This window comes from Pseudomonas sp. NFX224 (assembly GCF_048565165.1).
GTDB lineage: Bacteria > Pseudomonadota > Gammaproteobacteria > Pseudomonadales > Pseudomonadaceae > Aquipseudomonas.
On sequence record NZ_CP183416.1, the window covers coordinates 6484543 to 6508925 of the forward strand.

Here is a 24383-nt window from a genome sequence, read left to right on the forward strand (position 1 = left end):
CACTTCAATTACCCCGTCCGCCTGATCTTAGACGCTCGGCGGCATTGCGCAACTGGGCACTGAAACCCCGTGGCGCCGGACGCTGCTCGTGGCTTGCTTGAGTCTGTGCCGGGCCGTGGATCATGTCCGCCGCGCCGGTGGCAAACAGCGACGGGTCACTCAACAGACCATCGGCCGTCAGGCCGGTACGGCCCTGGCGACCCTGGATCCACAGCAGATCAAGGTCGCTTTCGAGCCGGCTCTCGCGAACTGCCTGGGCGACGAACTGCCCAGGCACAATGCCCAAGCCGTTGCCCAGCGATTCGCTGTTGAATTCGCCAACGGCTGCCAGCCGCAAATTGCTGCCATCGATGCCCCAGGTCGAGAGTTCATTGACCTGCGCGGCACGCTCGACCACCGGCGTCACGAAGACTGCCGGCAGCGGGTCGGGCAGCAACAAGCTGCCGGTTCGAATGTTTGTATCACGCTCGAAGAAGTTGCCTTGCGGCGCTGGAATGAACGGCGTGGCGATGTCCAGATTAATCACCAGTTCAGCCTGGTCGCTAGCGCCGTTGAGGTCATTGATGGTGTAGGTGAAGACGTCTTGAAGCACTTGTCCCAACCCGGCCGCCGCCAACACCTGCGGATTGCTCTGGTCAATGGTGTAGGTGAAGCTGCCGTCGGCATTCAACACCAGAGTGCCGTAGAGACCGATGATGGGCTGGCCAATCACGCCCGCGGAGCCGGAACCCGCTTCGGGCCCGGTACGCACCGCCACCACTTGCAGGTTGTCGTTGGCATCCACGTCGCCATCGTTGGGCAGCACGTTGCCGGTCGCTTGCGGCGCAGGTGTCTGGTCGCTGGCGGTGACGCTGTCGTTCTGCGCCACGGGCGCATCGTTGGCGCCCTGGATGACCACGGTCAAACGCGCATCGGACGTCGCACCGGCGGTATCGGCCATGCGGTAGGTGAAGGTTTCGCTCAGGGTTTCGCCCGCCGTGCGCAAGGCTTGAACCGTCGGGTTGCTGTTGTCGATCAGGTAGGTGTAGCTGCCATCGGCGTTAAGCACCAGTTGCCCGTAACGCCCGATCAGCACTTGCCCTGCGCCACTGGACTGACCGTTTTCGCTGGTGACACTCAGGACCTGTTTGCTTTCACCATTGGCCACGCTGTCGACGTCGGTATCGTTGGTCAGCACATTGCCGGTGGCATCCGTGCCGGGTGTGCCGTTGGCCACGCCGCCGGCTTCGAGTGCGGTCGAGCCGTCGTCTTGGGCAGCAGGTGTGTCATTGCGGCCATCAACGGTGATGGTCAGTTCGGCAAGGCTGGTGGCGCCCCAGAAGTCGACCACGGTGTAGCTGAATACTTCGTTGAGGGTCTGGCCGCTCTGGCGCAGAGCCTGCACCACGGCGAGGCTGTTATCGACGGTGTAGGTGTAGCTGCCATCGGCATTGATGACGAGGTCACCATAAAGCCCGCGCAGTGCGGTGCCCACGGATCCGACCGTGCCGGTGTCAGCCAAGGCGCCCGTACGGATGCCGATGATATGCAGGGCGTCGCCTTCGTTGTCGGTGTCGTTATCCAGCACATTGCCGCCGGGATCGATACCCGCTTGACTGTTGTTGATACCGCCGGCCTCGACTGCCGTCGCTGCGTCCGGGGCGGGGATCGGTGCCGTGTTGCGCCCGCGGATGATGATGTGAATTTCCGCCAGATCGTTTTGCCCACCACGGTCGGTGACCTGATAGGTAAACCGTTCGTTGAGGAACTGCAACGGCCCCAGGGCCAGGACGTCCGGATTGCTGGAGTCGAGGTTGTAGGTGAAGGTTCCGTCGGCACCGATGATCAATTGCCCGTAGAGCCCGTTGATCAAAGTGCCGTTGCTGTTGTTGGTGCCCGTTGTCACACCGCTGAGCGTACCGCCTGCCGCTTCGGTATCGAATCGGATACCGGTCACTTGCAGGCTGTCGCCCTGATCGACATCGGTGTCGTTGGGCAGGACATTGCCGCTCGGGTTGACGCCGTTGCCGGAACCGTCATCGGCCACGGCCAACGCGGTGTCGTTGGCAGCCACCGGAGCATCCCAGGCGCCGTCGATACGGATGTTCAGTTGTGCGATGTCGGTGGCACCCACGGTGTCGCGCATCCGGTAGGTGAAGGTTTCCACCAGCGAATCGCCGACCTTGAGCGCCTGCACGGCGGCCAGGTTGTTGTTGACCACATAACTGTAAGTGCCATCGGCGTTGATGGTCAGGGTGCCGTACAAACCGGCGAGGGTCTGGGCCGTGCCGAGGGTGGTGAACGTGCCACCTGCGGCTTCGGTGCCGGTACGGATATCGGTGACGGTCTTGCTGTCGCTGGCATCGACGTCGGTGTCGTTGGTCAACACGTTGCCGCCCGGGTTCACGCCCGGTGTGCCGTTGGCCGTACCGCCGGCCTCCACGGCGACCGTGCTGTCATCGACCGCCAACGGGTTGTCGTTGGCGCCACGGAGGAGGATGGTCAGCGTGGCAGTGCTGGTAGCGCCGGCAAGGTCACGAATCTGGTAGGTGAAGGTTTCGGTCAGTACATTCACATTGGTGCGCAGGGCCTGGACTTGCGGGTTGTCGTTATTGACCACGTAGGTGTAGTTGCCGTCGGCACCGAGGGTGAGGGTGCCGAAAGCGCCGGCAAAACCGCTGCCGATGACGCCGACCGAAGCGCCTTGATTGACTCCGATCACGCTGAGGACTTCGCCATTGCCGTCAACGTCGCTGTCGTTGGCCAGCACATTACCGCTGGGGTTGAGCCCCGGTGTGGCGTTACCCAGGCCACCGGCCTCGATCGCGGTGTTGACGTCGTTTTGCGCGATCGGGGTGTCGTTGCGGCCCTCAATGGTGATGTTCAGCGTGGCGATATCGGTGGCGGCGGCCGCGTCGATCACCGTGTAGCTGAAACTGTCGATCAGCGTGTTGCCGGCACGCAAGGCCTGAACCACGGCCATGCTGTTGTCGAGCCGGTAGCTGTAGCTGCCGTCGGCGTTGAGGGTCAGCCAGCCGTAAGTGCCGCGCAATTCGCTACCCAAGATGCCGGCGGTGCCGCTGCCGGCTTCAGTGCCGGTCCGCACGGCCGACACGGCACGGGTTTCGCCGTAATCATGAGCGGGCAAGTCGCCGGGCACCTCGCCACCGTCGACATCGTTGTCGTTGTTTAGCACATTGCCGGTTGGGTCCTGACCAGGCTGGTTGTTGTTCAAGCCGCCCGCTTCGATGGCGGTGGCGGCATCATCGACGGCGACCGGGTTATCGTTTTGGCCACGGATCAGGACGATGATTTCCGCCGAGTCGATTTCCGGCGTTGGGTTGACTTGATCGCTGATGGTGAAGGTGAAGCGTTCCAACAACACATCAACGCTGCGGCGGAGGGCCTGAACATCGGGATTGTTGTTGTTGACCTCGTAGGTGTAGCTGCCGTCAGGAAAAATCGTCAGTGTCCCGTACAAACCGGCAACCACAGTGCCGCCGACGTTGACCGCGAGTGGTGTACCGGGATCGCCAATGGCGCCCGCCTTGATCAAGGTCACGGTCAGCGGGTCACCATCGGGGTCAGTGGCATTGGCTGTGACATCGCCAGAAGGATTGACACCGGCCGTGCCGTTATTGATGCCACCTTGTTCGGTGGCGACGGCAATCACATTCTGCGCCACGGGTGGATCGTTGACGCCGTGGACGGTGATCACCAGTTGCGCGGTATCGGTCAATCCTTTGGTGTCGGTGACCCGATAGGTGAAGAATTCGGTCAGGGTTTGCCCTTGGGGCAGTGCCTGGACGGCGGCGTTGGTGCTGTCGACGTCGTAGAAAAACGATCCGTCGGCGCCAATGCGCAGTGTGCCGTACAAGCCGACCACCACCGTGCCGTTGGCTGAAGTCGTACCCGTAACGACGCCACTCAGGATGTCGACAGCCGGGTTGTACGTGGCCTCGCTTTTGTTGATCACGCCGTTGACCAGTAGCTGGCTGCTTGGCTGATCGGCGGCGTCCACGTCCTGGTCGACACCGTTGCCGCCAGTTTGGTTGATCGGGCCGGGGCGGCTTGGGAACTGCACGACGTTGCCGGTCGGATTGCTTTCCGAGGCGGTGCCATTGGTGGAAGCGGCTTGCGCCGAGGCGGCGTCATCGCTGGCCACCGGGTTGTCATTGGCGCCTTGAACCACGATGCGCAGTTGCGCGACATCATCCAGCCCGCCGGCGTCGGTGACCCGGTAGCTGAAAAACTCGACCAATTGCTCCCCGGCACTCAGGCGTTGCACCGTGACATTGTCATTATTGATCACATAGCTATAAGTGCCATTGGGATTGATGGTCAGGGTGCCGTAGAGCCCGGCCACAGATGTGGGGCTGGAAACCGGAGTAAACGCCCCGGTACCGGCCTCCGCAACGGGGCGAACGCCGGTGACGGTTTTGGTTTCGCCATTGGAGACGCTGTCGTCCACATCGGTGTCGTTGGCCAATACGTCGCCGGCGGCGTCGCTGCCCAGTGTGCCGTTGTTGATGCCACCGGCCTCTATGGCAACACCATCGTCATCCACGCCTTGAGGCGTGTCGTTGGCGCCCTGGATCGTCACCGTCAAGGTGGCGGGGAGGAGGGGGGTGGCGCCCGCCAGGTCGCCGACCACGTAGTCGAAGCGATCGACCAGAGTCTGGCCTGGCAGTCGCAAAGCCTGTACCAACGGGTTGTTGTTATCGACCACGTACTCATAGGAACCATTGCTGCCAATCAGCAACTGCCCATATTGCCCGTTGATCACCAACACGCCGTTGACCGGGGTCTGGATCCCGGAACCCGTCGTGCCCACCGACACCACATGCAACTGGTCGGCATTGGTGGCGATGTCCACATCAGTGTCGTTAGCCAGCACATTGCCACGTGGATCGACACCAATGGAGGCGTTGTTGGTGCCACCGGCCTCGACCGCTGTGGCGCTGTCGGCGACCGCGACCGGCGTGTCGTTGACCGCTTCGAGGATGATTTGCAAGGTGTCGGTGTCGGTCAGTGCATCTGTTGCCGTACCGGGTAAGCCATCGCCATCGGCATCACCGTAGTTGCCTTGGTCATTGCTGATGACGGTCAGTGTGTCGGTGCCGTTGAAGTCTGCGTTGCCCAGATAACGCAGGTTGGCCAACGCGGTATTGATATCGTCGAGGTTGCCGGTCAGGGTCAGGTTGGCGGTGTTCGCGCCACTGACGGTGACGCCGGGCGCCGCCGCGCCGAGGAACAGTGTGCCGTGGGTCACACTCAAGATGATGCTGACGGTGCGGCCATTGACGTCCGGATCGCGGTCGGCATCCACATCGGCGACACTGATGCCGCCAATGTTTAGCACGACGTCTTCCTGACCTTGCTGGGTGCCGGGGAGAGTGTTGACCGGTGCGTCGTTCTGTTCGACGTAACCGGCATTGGCCGCTTGCGTGTCAGCGTCGCCGAGGGTGATGGTGACTTGACCAAGGGTGCCGGCATCGCTGTCGACCCTCACACGCAAATCGCCCACCGGTTGCGGGAAACTGACCAGGCCGGCCGGCACATCGATACGGAACACGCCCAGCGGCAGCACGCCAAAATGGTATTGGCCGTTGGCGTCGGTGACAGTGGTGAATATCAGGTTGTCGGCAGTGGTGCTCAGCACTCCGTCGGCACCCGCCCAAGTCAGGGTTACGGTTTGTCCGGCCAGGCCGAGTCCGTCGGGTGTCGCACTGGCAGTCGGCGTAGCGGTGTCGTTCCACAAGGTGCCGGTGATAACGCCGAGTCCGGCGTTGTCGCGCAGGATGTACTGGTTCGGCCCGACGGTGCTGCCGGTACGTTCGCCGTCGACGGCGCCATCGGTGCCGACGCTGTTGCCACCCCAACTGGTGAAATCCTCGGGCAGGCTGCTCCAGGTCAGCGTTGCATTGCTGCTGGCGACGATCGAGGCATTGGGCAGTGTGACTTGATAGCGCACTTGGATCTGCGCACCGACGTCCAGTTGATCGAAGTTGACGCTCACCCCGCCCGTGGTGCTGAAGGTGACGCCGGCAGGCAGGTTGCCCGGGCCGAAACTCGTGCCATTGATGGTCACGCTGACCAACGTGTAATTGCTGCCGCCGGCGAAGCTGTCAGTGATTTGCGCGTCGAATGCCGGCAAGCCGCCGTTCTGAGTGAAACTCAGTTGCACCGTGGCGCTGCCAGTGGTGCCGCTCGGGTTCGGGTCGAAGGCCACAATGGTTTTATCCAGACCACTGAAGCTCGGTTCAACAATGTTTTCGAGAATCGTATTGCTGCTGGCCCGGCCTGCGCCATTGACGATTTCCAGCGCCGAGACGCCAAGCTGCGCACCGGCAATGTTGGTGGCAACGTTGGTGACACGCACGTTGAACTCGAGTGAGATACCTTCCAGGTCGTCGTCATTGCTGTTGCCATTGACCACGTTGCCAAGATTGAAGGTCACGGTCTGCGTGCCATCGGGATTGGTCACGACGGTCAGGCGGCTCGGGTCGAACACACCGGTGGGCGCCAGTCCCGAAAGGTCAGCGGTAATCGGCAAGGCTTCAGGGCTGTTTTCGTTGCCGTCGACATTGAGGGTGCCGCCGACAATCAGGTTGGCGTCGCTGGTCAATCCGCCATTGGAAATAAACGCGATGCGCAAGGCATTGACCAGTGCGTCCGGAGAGATGAACTGCAAGCCGTTGGCCAGGGTGATCTGGATCTGATAGTTGGGGTTGTTGCCCTCGGGCACCAGTACCACGACCCGATAACGGATGACTTCACCGACGGTCACCTGTTCAACAGGCGCGGTGGTCGGGGCGGGGGCCGCGGTGTCCGGCAAACCGCCGACCCGGGAGATCTGAATGGCTTGAGCCACCGGCACGATCAGGGTAGAAAAATTGCGGTAATCGTTGAGGGTGCCGCCGTTGAGTTGGCCATCGACACCGGTACGTTCGGCCGCTTGCGTGCCATCCAGGCTGGTCCATTGCACGTTCGCCACGTTGGTGAAATTGGACTGCGAGGCCGCCGTGGCATTAACCACCCCGGTAATGCTCAGGACAATGCTGCCGCCCTTGGCGATGTCGATGTTGGCACCGTTGACAGTACGCAACTGGCCACCGACGAGCTCGAAATCCACGCCGCCGTTGTTGGTGGCGCCATTCTGGTACAGCACGCCTGTCAGCGTCAGGCCGTTGAGCTGGGTCGGCAGGTTGTCGAGGAACGTGATGTCGAAGGCACTGAAATCGCTGCCGCCATTGCCGTTGCTGATGGTAATGGTGAAGCTGACGGTGTCGCCCTGGTCGTAGCCGCCCAGGCCGGAGGTGGAGGTCAGCACTTGAGTGACCTGCAAAGTCGGTTCGCGCACGATCACGGTGGGCAGGCCGCCGCTGACGGCGACGTTGCGATCCACTGCAACGCTGCCGTTGGGGGTGTCGCTGTCCGGGTCGCTGAAGGTCAATTGCGCGTTGTTTTGCAGCGAGACATTGGCCTGGTTGCTGATGACGTTGTTGGCCACCAGTTGCAGGCGAATCACGAAGGTGTTGTTGCCGGTCTGATTGTCGGCCGAGACGCTGGACACGCTGAATGTCCAGCGCGCATCGACGCCATCGGCGCCTACCGTGCCGCCGACACCGGCGAAACCGCTGACCAGAACGCTGCCGGCAAAGTTGGCAGTCAATGCGCCGCTGCCTGCTGTGGTGGTGATGATTTGATAACCCAGGCCGCCATTGAAGGTGGTGTCCAGACGCATGCCCGGTGGGATCAGATCATCGATGCGCAGAGTCTGTGTGGTGCCTTCCGGCAGGGTGACCACGATGTCGTAGCGCATGCTTTCGCCGACCACCAGGTCGCTGCCCGTGGTGTGACCGGCACTGGAGTCGCCGTTGTCCAGCGTGCCGTCAGCGAACACTTTAGTGATGACGGGCGCTGCGACTTGCTGGTTGGCGAGGTCGGTCAGGTCGGCCGGGGTGAAGTCGGTGCCGCCGTCGACGCTGGCGTAGTTGCTCAAGGTCGCGGTGGATTGCAGGGTGCGGCTCGCTTCAATCGTGTCGCTGACGACAACGTCGTAACTGATGACCACCACATTGGCGCCGCTGGTGTCGGCGGTGGTGCCGCTGCGCCCGGCGAGGAGGGTGGCTTGACTACCCGCATCGAGGAAGGTGATCTGGTTGCCGGTCACGCTGTAATCGGTGCCCAGCACCAGCAACGTGCCGTCGCCACGATAAATCTGCAGGTTCGCCGCCGCCAGGCTACCGCCAACAAAGCTCAGGCCGGAGGGCAGGGTGATACTGGTGCTGACATCGTAGGCTCCGCCGCCGCCCGTGTTTTCAATCGCTGTGACCAGCCGCAGGCTGTCGCCGCCGTCGATATTGATGATGTTGCCGTCCACGGCGGCAAGGTCAGTGACGCTACCGTTGAACGGCACGCCGCTGCTGCCCGGTGGGTTCCAGCTGCCGGTGGTGTTGCTGACAGTGCCGTTAGAACCCGATACCACGCCATGCTTGATGTCCAGCACCGGCTCGGCCACGGAAACAATAGCGACCACGTCGGATGAGATCAGCGTGCGGTCGGTGAGGGTGGTTTGCTGGGTCGATTGAGCCAACACATCCAGCGAGCGTTGGTCACCGAACGGTTGGTCGCCGACCCGTACAGTAAAGCGGATGACGATGCGACTGCCTGTGGTGTCCGCCGTGGCGAAGCTGCCGAAATCGAACACCAGCGAGTTGCCGGGGCCGCTGACAACGCTGACCACGCCCCCGGCATTGGTGTTGCCCGGGGCGATTTCCCACTGTCCGACATCGCTGCCCGTGCCCCAGGTAATGCCGGTGATATCGAACAATGGCAGTGGCAGGTAGGCGGTCAGTTTGAATTGCTCATAATCACCCGTGACCAGGTCGTAGCTCAGCTCGAAGGTCACTTCATCGCCAGGACGCAACTCGCCGTTGCCCGGCGGTGCGCCGTTATTGACCTCGACCAGACTGATATCAACGTTGCTGGTGGGGATGACGCTGGTGGTGGCCGAGCCGTCGGTTTCGCTCCCGGTGGTCAGGTTGAACTGATCCTGCAGCAGCGTGCCGTCCACGGTGGCAGTGTTGCCTAGCTCGTCGCCTTCATTGATGTCCGGGTGTGGGTCGCCCGAAGGCGGCTTATACGTCTGGCCGACGATCGCCGAATAGCTCAGTACTGCAATCACCGCGCCTTGCAAGGTATCGTCGAACGCCAGATCGCCGTTGAGCCAGCCGCGAACATTGGAAAACGCATCGCGCAACGACTGCGCGATGTCGAACACCATCGACGTCGTGCCATCGGCGTTGTTGACCACGCTTTTGGACAGAGTGATGGTCTGCGCGACGCCGTTGATGGTCACCGTCAGGGTCGGCGTGCCGCTGAGGGTCTGACCGTCACTGAGTTGATCGCGAATGACCAGATGGCCTTCGTTGAAGAAGTCCTTGCCGAAGGCAAAGTAGTCGGAAATCGCCAGGTTCAGGGTGTATTGCAGGGTGTCACCGGGGCTGATGCCGGTGTGGCCGATGTCGTTCTGCATCGTCGCGGTTTTCAGCAGTGTGATCGACTTGGCGATGAATTGCGTGCCCTGGCCGGTGCCGCTGAAATCGATGGTGGTGTTCGGCGCGGTGAGGTCGCGCGGATCAAGCGGTACCCATTGCCCCGAAGCCGTCGGTGGGCCAAGGGTCACGGTGACCGCATCGCCGGTCACCGGGTTGATCACCGGTTGGCCGTCGGCGTCGACTTCGGGCACATAAAAGGCCACCACGGTATCGGTCTTGCCGGTAAGGCTGTCGTAGGTGACGGTGAACGAGTTGATGTAAACGTCGTTGGCCGCAATCAGCAAGGCGATTTGCGCAGGACTGGTCACCACCGTGCCGTCGTGCAGGGTGATCGAGGTCAGCCGCCCGCCGGGGCCGGGGGTAATCGAATTGACCTGGATATTGTCCGGCAGCGGTTGGGTGATGACGACATTGGTCAGCGTCTGGCCTGGCGCCGGCGTCGCCGACAGGGTCAGCGTGCGCACGTAGTTGGGGCCTGTGGCGGTTTCGCCTTCCGGGGTGTTGATCGTTTCGCTGACGGTAATCACCGTCGGGTGCACGACGAACGCTGCCGTACCGGCCTGAATCAGGCTGGGATCATTGGTCGGGTTGTCCAGCGCGTCGTTGCCGAATTCGAAGCCGCCACTGGCGCGAATGGTCAGGTCGGGCGAGCCGATGGAAAACGCGGTGTCGGCCAGATTGCTCAGGCTGGCGGTGACCTGCACGCCGATCACCGGTTGTTGATTGGTCACGCTAGCGAACGGCAGTTCAATGATCACCAGTTTGTCACCGGCGCGCATGCCGTAAGTAGCGGCGTTGATGATCAGGAAATTGCCGTTGGCGTCCTTGGCCAGCGGATGCGTGGCGTTGCCATTGGCGTCGAACGTCACCACGTGGCTGATTAGGTTTTGCCCCAGGTACGTGGCCGAAATGAAATTGACGCCGTCGTCGCCGTCCTTGCCGGTGGCGGGCATCGCCAAGTTTATGAACGGTGCGTAACCGACCTGGGTCGAGGTATTACTGAAGTTCACAGTGAACGTGAAGCTATCGCCCAGTAAAACGTCGCTACCGGCGGAGGGTAACGTTATGGTGGGAGCGGCGTCGGCCAGCAATCCGTCGAAGCTGGCCATGGCGGCGCTGCTGATCGCTATGGCTTTATCGATATCGCCGACTTTGGTTTCCAGCGTCCAGTCACCACCTGCCTTGGTGCTGCCGGTGTCATTGCTGGAGGCGGCCACATCGGCGCCGGTCCAGCGCGCCAGTTCGGTGATCAGGGTTTGGCCTGCCAACCCGGCACCGATATCGCAACCGTACAGCTGGATATCCGCGCCTTCGGTCAGGTTGTTGCGCCATTGTTCGAGGGTCTGGCTCAACTGATCGACGTTGTCAGAGGTGATCGTGCGATTGCCGAGGGTGAACTGCCCGGCGGCGCCGTGGGACATGACCTGAATTGAATCCACTTTACCTAGCTGCGCCAGCGCGGCTGAAATCGCCGCCAAGCCATCTTCACCGACATTCACCACAATGGCAGTGACGTTGCCGGGTAACTGGGCAAGCAATTGATCGCGGTTTTCGATGCGGCTATCGAGTACCAGCAGGGTGCGTGCAGCCGATGGCGCCTGCTCGGTAGCGGGATGACCGTCAGTCGGGGTGGCGTGAGGAACGGCGGGTTCAGCGGGGGCAGGGGTGGTTGCAGCCGGGTCGCTGTGATGTTGATCGGTGGCCGCCGATGCCGCTGCGCCGTCGAACAAAATCCGTGGCTCAAGCGCAAGCGACTGGCGCTGAGGACGCAGATGGGAAGCAGAAAAAGTACGCCCTGACTCTTGCATAGTGAGGCCCTCTGACTAAGCGGTGAACCAATCCGTTGATACCCAAGCCCACTATTGGACATGTTGAGCGTAGGACTTTTCCGCGGGATTTCCAGTAACCGGGAAACTTTGGAGAGAGGCGGTCATGCGTTTGATTTGAAAGAGGTGAGGCAAAAAGATGAATAAACGTTCACTACGCTAAATGGTTTTTTGGTCGAATTAAGTCGCTAAGTCCTTATTTCAAGGGGATGTTGGTCGATTGAGCGGAAAAAATGCGACAGATGATTTGCCGTGTTGAGGGCGATAGCAGGGGGAATGGACTTGTAGTAGACACAGGAACGTTTGAGCGGCGTAGCGGCGCCGTTTGCCCCCTTGTCGTAAGGCAAAGGGGCAAGCAGCACGGCTCCTACTCAAACGGCCAAGGCGGGTACTTCGACGGTGCTGATCTGTTTGCCATAGGGGTTAAGCACACTCAGCAAGACCACGCTGGCCAGCAAGTAGCCGCTGGCGCAAATCACCAGCGACCAGCGCAACGCATCGGCACCGGCGATTGCGCTCAAGCTGTCACTGAGGATGCCAACCACCAGCGGTCCGAAGCCTGCGCCGAGGGCCATGATGCCGAAGTTGAACACCGCCACCAGCGTGGCCCGGCGCCGTGGGGCTATCAAGTGGGCGATGGCGGTGTAACTGGGGGCCATCCACCACATGCCGAATACCGACATGCCGAACATGCACGCGGCAGCCTGGGGCACTTTCAAACTGCCCAACAGCCAGGGTTCACCAGCTGGATACAGGGCGAAACCGGCTGCCAAAGGGAATGCCAGCAATGCGCCGATGATCGGGATGCCCAATTGCCAGCGTGCGTCACGCTGCGCCAGGTGAGCGGTCAGCCAGCCGCTGGACAGCGACCCAATGATCGCCCCCGGCCCGGCCACCAGGCCCATGATGGCGCCAGCGTCCTTGAGCGTCAGGCCGTGGCTGCGCACCAGGAAGGCTGTGCTCCAGATGCTGAACGCGTAACCTGAGAATGCCAGCAGAGCACCGGCGATGGCGATGCGAACGTAGGGGTTGCAGGTCCAAGCGCCGCGCAGCACTTGCCAGAGCGATTCGTGATAGTCGGGATTGTTCTCGGCGGTTTCCCAGGTGCCACGCTGCGGCTCCCTGGTGCTCAGGCGCAACATCACGGCGGCGATTAGCCCCGGCACCGCCATCCACATGAAGGCGTCACGCCAGCCGTAGTAGTAAGTGATCCACGCTCCGACACTCAGGCCCACCAGGGCACCAATGGGCGCGCCTAGCATGTACACGCTGATGGCCTTGGCCCGCTGATGGGGCGGGTACAGATCGGCAATCATCGACATCGAAGCCGCGCCGCTGCCCGACTCGCCGACTGCCACACCCAGGCGGGCCAGCGCCAGGCTAAAGTAGCCGGTGACCCAGCCACAGAGCAGGGTCATCGCGCTCCAGAAAGCACAACACAGGCCGATCAGGTCACGGCGGTTGGCCCGGTCGGCTAGGCGTCCCATGGGAATGGCGAACAGGCAGTACACCAGGGAAAAACCAAGCCCGGTCAGCAGGCCGATCTGGGTGTCCGAGACATCGAATTCAGCCTTGATGGGTTCGATGACGATCCCCATGATCTGCCGGTCGATGAGGCTGACTGCAGAGACCAGGAACAACAGGAACAGGGTGTAGTGGCGGCGAAAGCCGTAGGTTTTGGTGGTCATGGAAGACGCTCGCAATGGGCTCTTTTCTGCTGCCGGGGCCCGTCGTTAGTGCAGGCTCGGCAGGCCGTTTTAGTGCTGTGCGGGAATGCAGGCCCAAGGGCGATGCTGCTCTAGTTGCCCGGCCAGTTGAAACAACAAACCTTCCTGGCAATGCGCGGCGCTGAACATCATACCGATCGGCAAGCCTTCGCGGCTCATGCCCAGCGGCACCGACATGGCCGGCTGGCCGCTGACGTTGGCCAGCACGGTGAAGCCGATGCTGCCGACGATCTGCTTGATATAGTCCTCAAAGCTGTTTTGCAGGCTCACCCGTCCCAGCGGCGGCGTGAGCTGGCCGGTGACCGGGGACAGGATCAGGTCGATTTCGTCAAACAGCATTTCCATCTGCAAACCGATGGTTTCGAAGTCACGTCGGGCGCGGTACAACTGCTCGGAACTGGCTTGGCTGGCCTGCTCCAGGACCTGGCGAGTCACGGTCTCCAAGGCATGCGCGGGCATGGGGCGACCCAGCGCCGCCTCGCGGTCGCGCACTGCTGCCAACAGGCTGACGCCGCTGGTGGTGCCGTGGGCGGCGTACAGTCGTTGCGGGTCGACCGGCAGTGTCAACGGCCGCACCTGGTGGCCCAGTTCGCGCAGCACTTCAACGGTCTGCTCCAGCATGGAGGCAATCTCCGGGTGAAGCGCTGTGCCGGTCATATCCGCGTTTACCACACCGATGCGCAGTGCACCAGGCGTACGCGTCACCTCGTCGCTGAACGACCGTGGCGGTTCAGCCAACCAGTAGGGACTGCCGCGTTCGTGGCCATGGCTGACGTCCAGCAACAGCGCTGAATCGCGTACCGTGCGCGAGACCACGTGACCGCAACTGGCACCGAACCAACCTTCAAAACTGACGGGGCCCTGGGGATTGCGGTAGCGCGTAGGCTTCATGCCGAACACGCCGCAATAGGAGGCAGGGATACGAATCGAACCGCCGCCATCGGTGGCATGGGCCACTGGCACTATCCCAGCCGCCACGGCAGCCGCCGCGCCGCCTGACGAACCACCGGCGCTGTAATCCCCATGCCAGGGATTGACCGTGCGCCCCCATTGGGCCGATTCGGTGGTCGTGGTCATGCCGAACTCGGGACTGGCGCTCTTGCCGAACACCAGCATGCCGGCGTTCAAGTAGCGGTCCACAATCGTGCTGCTGGTGCTGGCCGGCGGCGTGTCGGCCAGCAAGCGCGAACCGTTGGTGGTCACGGTGCCCGCCAGGTAGGTGTTCAGGTCCTTGAGCAACATGGGGACGCCGGCCAGCGCGCCCTGGCGTTCGGTGCCTGCTGCCTGGCGGGCGCGCAGTTGGGCAAAGGCAATCTCGTCGTGGCGCATTACCACGGCGTTGACCTGCGGGTCGAGCTGGTCGCACCGCTCAAGGGCGGCACGTAACAAGGCCTCGGGTGCCAGCGTGCCGTTGCGCACGCATTCAGCCATGGCGGTGGCATCCAGTGACAGATAGTCGGCCTGGGACAAGAAAGAACGGGTATTGGTGGTCATGAACATTTCCTTGGTGTGCAGGGACCCGTTCCAGAAAACCAGGGGCTGGAAGCAGGGCGTCTTCGGTCAAGAGGGTGTGAAGTACGGGTGTACTCAGAACAGGAAGTTCAGCGACTCCTGCAACAACAGTGCATCGCTGTGCACCGGGGTGAACACCGGGTTATGGGTGTAAGTCAGACCGCTGATCAGGTAGATGCCGCTCGTCAACCGGGCGGCGTAGGAGGCGGTCGCGGCCAGCGTATAGCCTGCGGTGTCCATGCGATAGCCGGCGTACACGTCACGCAATTCTTTGCTGTAGTAGCTCTTGGTCACGCCGAACGCGAGCATGTCCGCCGGCCGGTTGACGAAGGGCCCCACGTTGAACGCGGTGAACTGAACGGCCTTGTTGATGGCGTTGACCGAGTCCGGCGAATAGTCGACCTTGCTGTCCAGGTACCACCCCCGCGCATCGCCCCACGGTTTGCTGACCTGCAGGGTGCCGGCCAGGTACATTCCGTAGTTGTTGTCGGATTTCTCGCCGGTCTTGAACTCGGTGTATTGACTGGTGTTGTACAACGCGCCGGCGCGAAACCAGGCCGAATTCTCGCTGGCGCTGGCGGCGCGCTTGTAGCCGAACTCATCGATGAACAGTGCCTTGGCGTTCGGTACCTTCAGGCGAAAGCCGCTGGGGTTGTCTTCCACGTCCTGGGCTATGCCGCCTGGGCTGACGCTGCGGGTCACCGCGAAGCTGTTGTAATAACGCAGCGACGGATCACGCACGATCACGTTAAGGGTCGGCGTCGGCTCGGTGGCTGACATGCCCACCTGGAACGGCACCACGCTGCTTGGGCCCAGGGCCGCCGTGGAGGCGTTGCCACCCAGAGCAATGCCGTAGAACAGGCGTACGCCGGTGATATAGCCATATTCCAGTTCAAGCTGATGGTTAAAGAACGACTGGTTGATTGCAAACACGGTCATGGTGGTGACACGCGGGTTGGCTGGCGTGTAGTTGGCGCCCACCCATTGCGCGGCGAGAGTGAATTGCGCGTCGTTGGCAAAACCCACGCGGGTTAGGTCGTAGGTCAGGTAGGTGTTCAAGGACGCGTTGTAGCTGGGGTTCTGCCCGTTGTACATCTGAGGCTTGTCGTTGTGCCCGAGCACGTCATAGGTATATCCATTGTAGGAAGTCGCGGTAAAGCCGACACCGTGCTCGGCCAGGGCCTCACGCAGGCCACCGAGTTCCGGGCTGATGCGGGCACAAACCGGCACGGACTTGATAACGATTTCGGCGCGGGTCAGGTATTGGTCGTAGTTCATACATGTGGGCTTGGGTGCAGCGGCCGAACTTTCGCTGCCAGCGGCGTTGGCAGCGGCACAACCGGCCCAGGCCAACGCGATCAAGTAGGCTTTCATCGAGTACTGCATGGATCGCATCTTCAACATTTCCCCATCCTGTATCAGTCAAGTAGGACGACACCCGACAGTCTTCGCCACCGGGTTGCAGCCCGACTATCCGTGCATATTCGCCACCAGCGCATGGCGCCAACGGAATCTATCGATGGGGCCAGTCAAAGGCCTGGTTTATAAGGGGGAGAGCCAGATGCAGGGACGCAGGAAAGTGCCGGGAAAGTTCTCAAGGGAAAGCTTTGCGCGGGGATGGTGCAGCTGCATGCCCTGGTGCGTTTGGATTGGGCACGATCAGCGTTTCCAGCGCAACCAATTCGCCCTGATCACCTGGCTCAACTCTTTGATGCCAGGGACGATGGCGTCCATGGCGATCGAGCCGAAACCCAGGCGCAATGACGGGTTGGCCGCGCAGTCGGCCGGGTCCAGATAGAACGCGGTGCAGGGGTCGAACAGCACACCTTTGGCCTGGCCTTCCATATACAACTGCGTCAGGTCGTGGCATTGGGGCAGACGCAACCACAGGGTGGCTCCACCGCTGGGGACAATAAAATCCGCCTCGGGCAGGTAGTCACGCAGGGCCTGGGTGATCAGCGCGGCGCGCTGGCCGAGTCTTTCCCGGGCTTGTTGCAACAGTCGGTCGTAATGCCCTTGCTGGATGAACAGCGCGGCGGCCACCTGGTTGTTGCCGGGAATTTGCCGGATCATCAGCCGTTGCAACTGGCGCAATCGCTCGATCACCGGCGTTGGTGCGACGATGTAGCCGATGCACAACCCCGGTGAGAGTATTTTGGACAGGCTGCTGAGGTAGATCACCCGGGAGTTGCGGTCCTGGGCCTTGAGCGCGGGCAACGCTTGGCCGTCGTACTGGGTCTCGGGATCGTCATCGTCCTCGATAATCACCTGGTCGTGCTGTGCGGCCATCGCCAGCAAAGTGGCGCGACGCTCCTGGCTCAGGGTGACACCCGTGGGGCATTGGTAGCCTGGGGTGCAATACAGGTAATCGCAATTGGCGTATTCAGTCGTGGGTACCACTCCCTGTTCGTCGACCGGCAGCGGCACCACCTGCGCGCGGTTGCAGGTGAACACGTTGCGCGGGTCCATGAACCCCGGGTCTTCAAAACCTATGCGCGCGCCATCGCGCACTAAAAGCCGGGCCAGCAAATAAAAGCTCTGCTGGCGGCCCAGTGTCAGCAATACCTGATCGCGGGTGGCGGCGATGCCCCGGCGCGGCAAAACCCGGCGAATCAGTTGATCGATCAGCTGTGCACTGCCGGCATCCTCACCCTCCAGCCACCAACGGTCGACTGCCTTGAGCTCATTGGCCTGGCGCGTGCACTGGCGCCATTGCGACAATGGAAACTGACGGGGTTCGAATTGGCCATAGACAAAGGGGTAGCGCACACGCCGCCAGGCATTCGGGCGGTCAGCCCAAGGCACCCCGTCGCTTCGAGCCTTGAGGCGCAGGTTCCAATCGGGCTGGGCGCTGGAAGCGGGCTCAAGCTCTTGCGCGATTTGCGTGGGCGGGATGTCGCCGCAGACAAAAAAACCGTCGCGCAAGCGCGATTCGATATAGCCCTCGGCGCTCAGCCGTTCGTAGACCAGCACCGCCGTATTGCGCGAGACGCCGGTCAACTGGGCCAGGTCGCGCCCCGATGGCAACCGTGTGCCAAAGGGCAGCCGGCCGTCCAGTATCGCGGTGACGAACGCCGTGCACAGCTGCACCTGCAAGGGCTCGTCATTGCGGCGGGCCTTGGGGAGCAATTGGCGCCACATCAAGTCATGCTTGCCGGCGCGGGTCAGGGTCGGGGTCAAGGTATTCGGGTCAACAACGGAGGCGTTGCCTGCCACCCTAACCCAAGACTCTTGTGCAAGGCTACGTAGTCTTTGAGCAACTGCGCCTGGCGCTGGACCAGATCCTGTTGGGCGCTGAAGTGCGTACGTTCCGCATCCAGCCAGCCCAGCGCGGTGCTGGTGCCGGCGCGATAGCGTTGTCGGGTCAGGGCGGCGGCGCGGCTGGCCGAAGCTTCGACCTGTGCTTGGGCGACGATGTTCTGCCGATCGGTGCCAAACCGCGAGAGGGCCACGTTCGCGTCGCGCAGGGCGGCCAGCACCACGGCGGCGTATTGGGCCTGTGCTTGATCGCGACGCGCTTCGGCCTGATCGACGCGGGCGGCGTTGCGGCCAAAATCCAGTACGTCCCATTGCAGATAGGGCACACCCAGCCAGGACAGGTTGTCCTTGCGCAGCAGCGAACCGCCGTCGCTGCTGGCCACGCTCAGGCTGCCGAACAGGCTGACCTTGGGAAATGCTCCCGCGCGCTGCTGGCCGATGTTCGCCGTGTAGCTCGCCAGTTCACGTTCGGCGGCGCGAATGTCGGGACGCTGACGCAGCAGTTGCGCCGGATCGCCGATGGACAGGTTCACCGGCAGGTCGGGCAAGGGCTGCATTGTGCTCAACTGTGCATCCAGGCTTGCCGGTGCCTGTCCGCACAACAGCGCCAGTTGATCGAGGGACTCGAGTACTGCGCCGTCGAGCGCGATGATCGCCGCACGCGTGGTCTGCACCTGGGTCTGGATGCGCTCGAGGTCCAGCTGCGAGGCCGTGCCGCCGGCACGCCGCTGCTCGGTAAGCGCCAGGGTCTGTTCTTCCAGTGCCTGGGACTGGCGGGCGAGGGCGGCACGTTGTTGCTGGTCGCGCAAGCCCAGGTAGTTCAGGGCGACTTCGGCGCTCAGTTGTACCTGGGCATCGGCCAGGTCATGCAGCGCGACTTGCGCCTGGGCTTCGGCCGCTTCGACGGCGCGGCGGTTGGCACCAAACAGATCGAGCTCCCAACTGGCGTCGAAGGCACCTAGGATGAGATCGGTGTCGGCGCTGTCGCCGGCAGAACCGGCATGCAAAAATGCGGCGCTCGAGCCCACCTTGGGCAGCCCCTGGCCCCGCTGCAAGGCGGCACCGGCACGGGCTTGGCGCAGCTTGGCGAGGGTGACCTGCAAGGTCGGGCTGTCGTGCAGGGCGGTTTCGACCAATGCATCGAGTTGTGTGTCGTTCAGGGTTCGCCACCAGGCGCTGGCCTGGGGCGCCGCGTGCGACAGGTCCGCAGGGGCGCGGGCGAAGCCTTGTTCGAACGCCTTGGGGGCGACGCTGCCGGGGCCTTGATAATCGGGGCCCAGGGTGCAGCCTGCCAGGAGCAGGCAGCCGAGGGTGAGACAGGTAGCGGCGTTGATGGATTTCATGGTGTCAGTGCCCTGCCGTCGGGGTGCCCGGGGTCGGCATTTTCAAAAGAAGCGCCAAGGGGATGCACAGCAACAGCAACACACTGAGCACATGGAAGGTTTCCGAGTAGGTCAAGACCTGCGCCTGTTGGGCGATCTGGTTGGCGAATTGCGCCAGGGCCTGCAGACCGGCGTGGGCCGCGTCGCCGTGCTGGGCGAAAAATCCCTGGGCCGTGTCGGCAAGGTAAGACTGGCCCAGTTGAGAATTAGCCGTCACGGCTTCGCGCAGGCGGTCATCGTGCAACGCGTTGCGCTGTTCGATGAACGTCCCCATCAAGGCCAGGCCCACCGAGCCGCCGAGGTTGCGGGCCATGTTGTACAGACCGGCGGCATCGGCCACCTGTTCGCGTTCGACCGAGCCCATGGACGCTCGATTGAGCGGCATCATCGCCATGATCTGGCCAAGGCCCAGCAGCAATTGCGAGCGAGTGAAGTCGTGGCCGACGCTGGCGGCGGTCAGGCTGCTGGCGAACACGCAACTGATCGCCAGGCAACCCAGGCCGGTGATCACCAGCAGGCGCGCATCGACCCGGCCCAACAGCCGCGGGAGGATGGGGATCATCAGGAACGCCGGCAAGCCGGACATCAGCATTACCGCGCCGGATTGCTGCGCGTTATAACCGGGCACCAGGGCAAGGAACTGCGGCAACAGATAGGCCACGCCGTACAGTCCGCCGCCGATGACAAAGACAATCACGATCACGCTGGCGAAGGCCGGGTTGAGCATCAGCCGCAGGCACACGATCGGCTGCCGGGCCAGCTTCTGTCCGATCAGCAGCATGATCGCGCCCCCTACCGCCAACAGGCTCAGTTCGATGATCAGCAGCGACTCGAACCAGCGTTCGCGGTGACCTTCTTCCAGTACCACGGTCAGCGCACTGAGTCCCAGGGTCAGGCCGACAATGCCCAGCCAGTCAGCCTTGAAAAACGCCGGCCAATGCACCCGGTCCTTGGGCAGGCCCAGGTTGAGCAGCATCAGCAACACTGCGCACGGCCCCAGGTTGACGAAAAAGCACCATCGCCAATCCAGGTTTTCGGTCAGCCAGCCGCCCAGCACCGGGCCCAGCAACGGGCCGAGCAGCACGATCAGGCCGAACAGCGTCATGCCGATGGGCATCTGCCGGGGCGGCAGGCGCGTGGCCACCAGCACTTGCGCGGTAGGGATCATCGCGCCGCCCGTGAACCCTTGGCCCAGACGGCCGATGATCATCTGCGGCAGGCTTTGCGAGAGCCCGCACATGACCGAGAACAGGGTGAATAAAATCGCATTGCCGACCAGGAAGTTGCGCAGCCCGAACACTCGGGTCAACCAGGCGGCGAGGGGGATCATGACGATCTCCGACATCAGGTAGGCCGTCGAGATCCAGGTGCCCTCGGTGCCGGTGGCGCCGATCTGGCCCTGGATCTGCGGCAAGGCGGCGTTGGTGATGGAGATGTCCAGCGTCGCCATCAGGGCGCCAAGGGCTCCGGCGGCCACGGCGATCCAGTCACCGGTGCTGGCTTTGGCGGCGGGTATCGCCGATGGGTTAGCCACGGGTGTCGACTTCGACGGTCACCGACAACCCCGGCAGCAGGCTTTCGCGCCACTGCGGGTCGGCTTGCAGCTGGATGCGCACCGGTACGCGCTGGACGATCTTGGTGAAATTGCCGGTGGCGTTCTGCGCCGGCAACAGGGCGAACTGCGAGCCCGTGCCCGGCGCCAGGCTGTCGACGTTGCCATGCAGCACCACCCCGGGCAGGGCATCGACCTTCACCGACACCGCCTGGCCCGGATGCATGGCGCCGATCTGCGTTTCCTTGAAGTTGGCGGTGATGTACAACTGGTCAAGCGGCACCACGGTCATCAACCGCGTACCGGGTTGTACGTATTGACCCACGCGCACGCTGCGATCGGCCACCCGCCCGGCCAGGCTGCTGCGCACGATGGTGTCCTGCAGGTCCAACTGTGACTGGCGCTGCTTGGCGTCAGCGCCTTGGAATTGCGCACGGGCCTGCTCGATAGCCGCTTGCAACGTCACCAGGCGCCGTTCGGCCACCTGGACCTGAGCAGCACGGGCATTACGGCTGGTGGTCGCCTGCTGCCAGGCATTACGCAACTGCTCCATGCGCTCTTCGGTTTCGGCACCGGTGCGGGTCAGCGGTTCATAGCGTTTGATTTGCGCGGCGGCATAGGCCTGGTTGGCGATTTCGCCTTGCAATTGTGCCTGGGCCTGAACGATGTCGGCGCGTTGCTGCGCCAGTTCAGCCTCGCCCCGGGCAATGTCGGCCTTGTGCGCAGCCAGGCTGGCGGCGGACTGATCCTGGGCGGCCTGAAAGGCGCGGCTGTCGATGCGTACCAGGGGCTGGCCGACGCTGACTTGCTGGTTATCGGTGACGTAGACCTCAGCCACCGAACCGCCCACCCGGGGCACCGCGATCATGCTGTCAGCCTGCACGTAGGCATCATTGGTGCTCTCGATGAAGCGCCCGGTGGTCCACCAGTGCGCGCCCCACAACACCAGGCCGAGCACTGCGGAGGTACCGGCGAGCCATACCCACTGGCGTTTGCGGGTGCGCTGGGGCGGGGTGGCCAGCGCTGTTTCGTCAACAGCCAGTATCGCGGTCATGTGAACCTCAATTTTTATCAGTTGTTATAATTATTACGATCGGTAAAATTATGTCAACCGATATAATTTCAGGCACACTTCCATTCTGTCCTGCTCTGGAGTTGTCCATGTCCAACACCCCCCGACGTCGTCCCACCCATGAAGGTGGCTACTCGTGCGGCGATGAAACCAGCGCCCGAATCATCGAGGCGGCCCTGAGACTGTTCGGCGAAAAAGGCTTCGAAGGCGCGTCCACCCGCGACATTGCCGAGCATGCAGGGGTCAATGCACCGGCGCTCAATTACTATTTCAAGAACAAGGAGGGGGTGTACCTGGCGTGCACCGAGCACATGGTGGCCTGTATCTGGGCGCACCTGGCCGAAACGGTGGAAGGCGCCCAGGCGGTGCTGGATGGCGAAGCCGATGCGCCGGCGCTGATGGAAGCGTTCTGGTCGATCCAGCTGCGCGCCGCCGAATACATGCTGATGTCCACCGAGGCCCACCCGTGGCGCCTGCTGTATGCCCGCGAGCAGGCGGGGCTCGGGCCGACTTCCGGCATGGAACAGGTGACTGAACGCATTGGCAAACCGATCATGGCGGTCAACAGCGCGATCATCGCCCGGCTACTGGGCCGGGCGGTGGTCGACGACGAATGCGCGATCCGCGCCATCACCCTGCATGGCCAGGTGCTGCCGTTCCATCAAACCCGCAGCAGTACCATGGATGCGCTGGGCTGGAAGATCATCGATCGCGAGCGCTTCGACCGCCTGATGAAGATCGTGCGCGAGCAGACCTTCTATCAACTCGGGGCGTTGCGCCCGGACTGATCGCGGGTCTCAGGCCTTGCCCTTCCACGGCACCAGGCGCCGTTCCAGCCAGCGCATGCCCAGGTCGAACAGCAGGGCCATGGCGCCGATCACCAGGATGCCCATGATCACCACATCGGTGGCCATGAATTTGGAGGCGGTCAGCACCATGAAGCCCAGGCCCGCGGTGGCCGCGACCATTTCGGCCGCCACCAGCGTGGTCCAGCCGAAACCGATGGCGATGCGCATGCCGGTCAATACCTCCGGCAACGCCGCCGGCATGATCACGTGACGCAGCACCTGGGCGCGACTGGCGCCCATGGAGTAGGCGGCATGAATCTGCTCGATGGCCACCGACTTGACCCCGGCGCGGGCGCTGAGGGCCAACGGGGCGAACATCGCCAGGTAGATCAGCAGCACCTTGGAGCCCTCGCCGATGCCCATCCAGATCACCACCAATGGCAAATACGCCAGGGGCGGCAATGGCCGGTAGAACTCCACCAGCGGATCGAATATCCCTCGGGCCACCCGGTTCACGCCCATCATGATCCCCACCGGGATCGCCGTGAGCACCGCCAGGACGAACGCACCGAAGACACGCAGCGCACTCCAGCCAATGTGATTGAGCAAGGTCGCGTCGGCGAAACCCTCTTGGGCCACGTCCAGTAATTGCGCCCATACAGCCTGGGGGGAGGGCAGGAACAGCGGCTTGACCCAACCGGCATTGGTCGCGATGTACCAGAGGGCAAACGCCAGCGTCACAGTGACCAGGCTCAAGACCAGGCTCGATCCATTGCCCGGCGCACCGTACTGCTCGCCCGGTCGCGCCGGGGCGGCGCGCCGCAGTTCGTTGAGGGCGCGCAGCACGGCGTTGCGTTGTTTCTCGTCCAACAGGCTCATGCGGCCTCCTCATCACCGTGGATAATGCTCAGCACCTGCTCGCGCAGGGCAATGAAATCGGCACTGGACTTCACCGTTCGGGCGTCCTGGCCGGCGAGAAAGCGCCGTCCGAAATCGATCGGGAACTGGTGAGTGATGCGACCCGGGCGCGGCGACATGATGATCAGCCGGGTGGCCATGAACAGGGCTTCCTCGACGTCATGGGTGATGAAGAACATCATTTTTTGGGTGCGTTGCCAGATCTGCAGGATCAATTCCTGCAAGCGCTCGCGGGTCAGCGCATCCAGTGCGCCGAGCGGTTCGTCCAGCAACAGCATTTGCGGATCGTTGGTCAGTGCCCGAGCGATGCCTACCCGTTGCTGCATGCCGCCGGACAGCTGATACACCTCGTGGCCGGCGAAATCCTCCAGCCCCGTGAGCTGCAGGAAGTGCCGTGCGCGCTCTTCACGTTCGGCCCTGGCCACGCCGCGCAGTTTCAGGCCGAAGGCGACGTTATCGAGCACATTCAACCAGGGCAGCAACGCATGTTTCTGGAACACCACGCCGCGTTCGGGGCCTGGCCCTGTGACTTGATCGCGCAGTTGTGCCACCGCCGAGGTCTGTTGCGGCACCTGGCCGTGGAAATCGCCCAGGGTGATCAGCCCACTACTGGGCTGGATGAAGCCGGCCATCAGGTTGAGCAGGGTGGTCTTGCCGCAGCCCGATGCTCCCAGCGCGACAACGAAATCGCCGCTGGCGATGTCCAGGTTGACCCCGGCCAGGGCCGTCACCCGCTGGCCTTTTTGCTGGCCGGGGTAGTGCACCGACACGTCATGGATTTTCAGGCTCAGGCCCATGGCTTTTTC

At 62.7% G+C, this 24383-nt stretch carries 11 protein-coding genes; 1 reads left to right on the top strand and 10 read right to left on the bottom strand.

The window, feature by feature from the left end; genetic code table 11:
- Nucleotides 1-4 precede the first annotated feature (4 nt).
- The 8 genes from ACNYC6_RS29755 to ACNYC6_RS29790 all read right to left on the bottom strand — a co-directional run bounded on the left by ACNYC6_RS29755 (nt 5) and on the right by ACNYC6_RS29790 (nt 21853).
- Nucleotides 5-11350: a VCBS domain-containing protein gene (locus ACNYC6_RS29755; RefSeq protein WP_419710434.1), complete on the bottom strand. Its 11346-nt coding sequence runs from the start codon at nt 11348-11350 to the stop codon at nt 5-7.
- Between the two features lie 389 nt (nt 11351-11739).
- Nucleotides 11740-13056, bottom strand: a complete 1317-nt coding sequence (locus tag ACNYC6_RS29760) for a spinster family MFS transporter (protein WP_419710435.1) — start codon at nt 13054-13056, stop codon at nt 11740-11742.
- Nucleotides 13057-13125: 69 nt separating this feature from the next.
- Nucleotides 13126-14589, bottom strand: coding sequence for an amidase (locus tag ACNYC6_RS29765; RefSeq protein ID WP_419710436.1), 1464 nt, complete (start codon nt 14587-14589; stop codon nt 13126-13128).
- A gap of 93 nt (nt 14590-14682) precedes the next feature.
- On the bottom strand, nt 14683-16011 hold the full coding sequence (locus ACNYC6_RS29770; protein WP_419710437.1) for a carbohydrate porin: 1329 nt from the start codon (nt 16009-16011) through the stop codon (nt 14683-14685).
- 255 nt (nt 16012-16266) lie between these two features.
- Nucleotides 16267-17823 (bottom strand): PLP-dependent aminotransferase family protein, encoded by a 1557-nt coding sequence (locus tag ACNYC6_RS29775; protein WP_419710438.1) that lies wholly within the window; start codon nt 17821-17823, stop codon nt 16267-16269.
- Nucleotides 17784-19208 (bottom strand): efflux transporter outer membrane subunit, encoded by a 1425-nt coding sequence (locus tag ACNYC6_RS29780; protein ID WP_419710439.1) that lies wholly within the window; start codon nt 19206-19208, stop codon nt 17784-17786. The genes ACNYC6_RS29775 and ACNYC6_RS29780 overlap by 40 nt, the downstream gene beginning before the upstream one ends.
- 4 nt (nt 19209-19212) lie before the next feature.
- Nucleotides 19213-20781, bottom strand: coding sequence for an MDR family MFS transporter (locus tag ACNYC6_RS29785; protein WP_419710440.1), 1569 nt, complete (start codon nt 20779-20781; stop codon nt 19213-19215).
- A complete protein-coding gene (locus ACNYC6_RS29790) occupies nt 20774-21853 on the bottom strand; it encodes an HlyD family secretion protein (RefSeq protein WP_419710441.1) in 1080 nt (359 codons plus the stop codon). Before ACNYC6_RS29790 ends, ACNYC6_RS29785 begins: the two co-directional genes overlap by 8 nt.
- Before the next feature lie 107 nt (nt 21854-21960).
- On the opposite strand from ACNYC6_RS29790, the gene ACNYC6_RS29795 reads away from it, so the two are divergent.
- Complete coding sequence (locus ACNYC6_RS29795) at nt 21961-22659, top strand: CerR family C-terminal domain-containing protein (RefSeq protein WP_419710442.1); 699 nt, start codon at nt 21961-21963, stop codon at nt 22657-22659.
- 9 nt (nt 22660-22668) lie between these two features.
- On the opposite strand, the gene ACNYC6_RS29800 is transcribed toward ACNYC6_RS29795, so the two are convergent.
- Nucleotides 22669-23538: an ABC transporter permease subunit gene (locus ACNYC6_RS29800; RefSeq protein WP_419710443.1), complete on the bottom strand. Its 870-nt coding sequence runs from the start codon at nt 23536-23538 to the stop codon at nt 22669-22671.
- The gene (locus ACNYC6_RS29805; protein ID WP_419710444.1) at nt 23535-24374 is read right to left on the bottom strand and encodes a taurine ABC transporter ATP-binding protein; all 840 of its coding nucleotides are present in this window, start codon (nt 24372-24374) and stop codon (nt 23535-23537) included. Before ACNYC6_RS29805 ends, ACNYC6_RS29800 begins: the two co-directional genes overlap by 4 nt.
- Nucleotides 24375-24383 lie beyond the last annotated feature (9 nt).

Excerpts from the sequence above, each read along its gene's own strand:
- ACNYC6_RS29755 (WP_419710434.1), bottom strand. The coding sequence starts at position 11,350 with ATGCAAGAGTCAGGGCGTACTTTTTCTGCTTCCCATCTGCGTCCTCAG.
- ACNYC6_RS29760 (WP_419710435.1), bottom strand. The coding sequence starts at position 13,056 with ATGACCACCAAAACCTACGGCTTTCGCCGCCACTACACCCTGTTCCTG.
- ACNYC6_RS29765 (WP_419710436.1), bottom strand. The coding sequence starts at position 14,589 with ATGACCACCAATACCCGTTCTTTCTTGTCCCAGGCCGACTATCTGTCA.
- ACNYC6_RS29770 (WP_419710437.1), bottom strand. The coding sequence starts at position 16,011 with ATGTTGAAGATGCGATCCATGCAGTACTCGATGAAAGCCTACTTGATC.
- ACNYC6_RS29780 (WP_419710439.1), bottom strand. The coding sequence starts at position 19,208 with ATGAAATCCATCAACGCCGCTACCTGTCTCACCCTCGGCTGCCTGCTC.
- ACNYC6_RS29790 (WP_419710441.1), bottom strand. The coding sequence starts at position 21,853 with ATGACCGCGATACTGGCTGTTGACGAAACAGCGCTGGCCACCCCGCCC.
- ACNYC6_RS29795 (WP_419710442.1), top strand. The coding sequence starts at position 21,961 with ATGTCCAACACCCCCCGACGTCGTCCCACCCATGAAGGTGGCTACTCG.
- ACNYC6_RS29800 (WP_419710443.1), bottom strand. The coding sequence starts at position 23,538 with ATGAGCCTGTTGGACGAGAAACAACGCAACGCCGTGCTGCGCGCCCTC.
- ACNYC6_RS29805 (WP_419710444.1), bottom strand. The coding sequence starts at position 24,374 with ATGGGCCTGAGCCTGAAAATCCATGACGTGTCGGTGCACTACCCCGGC.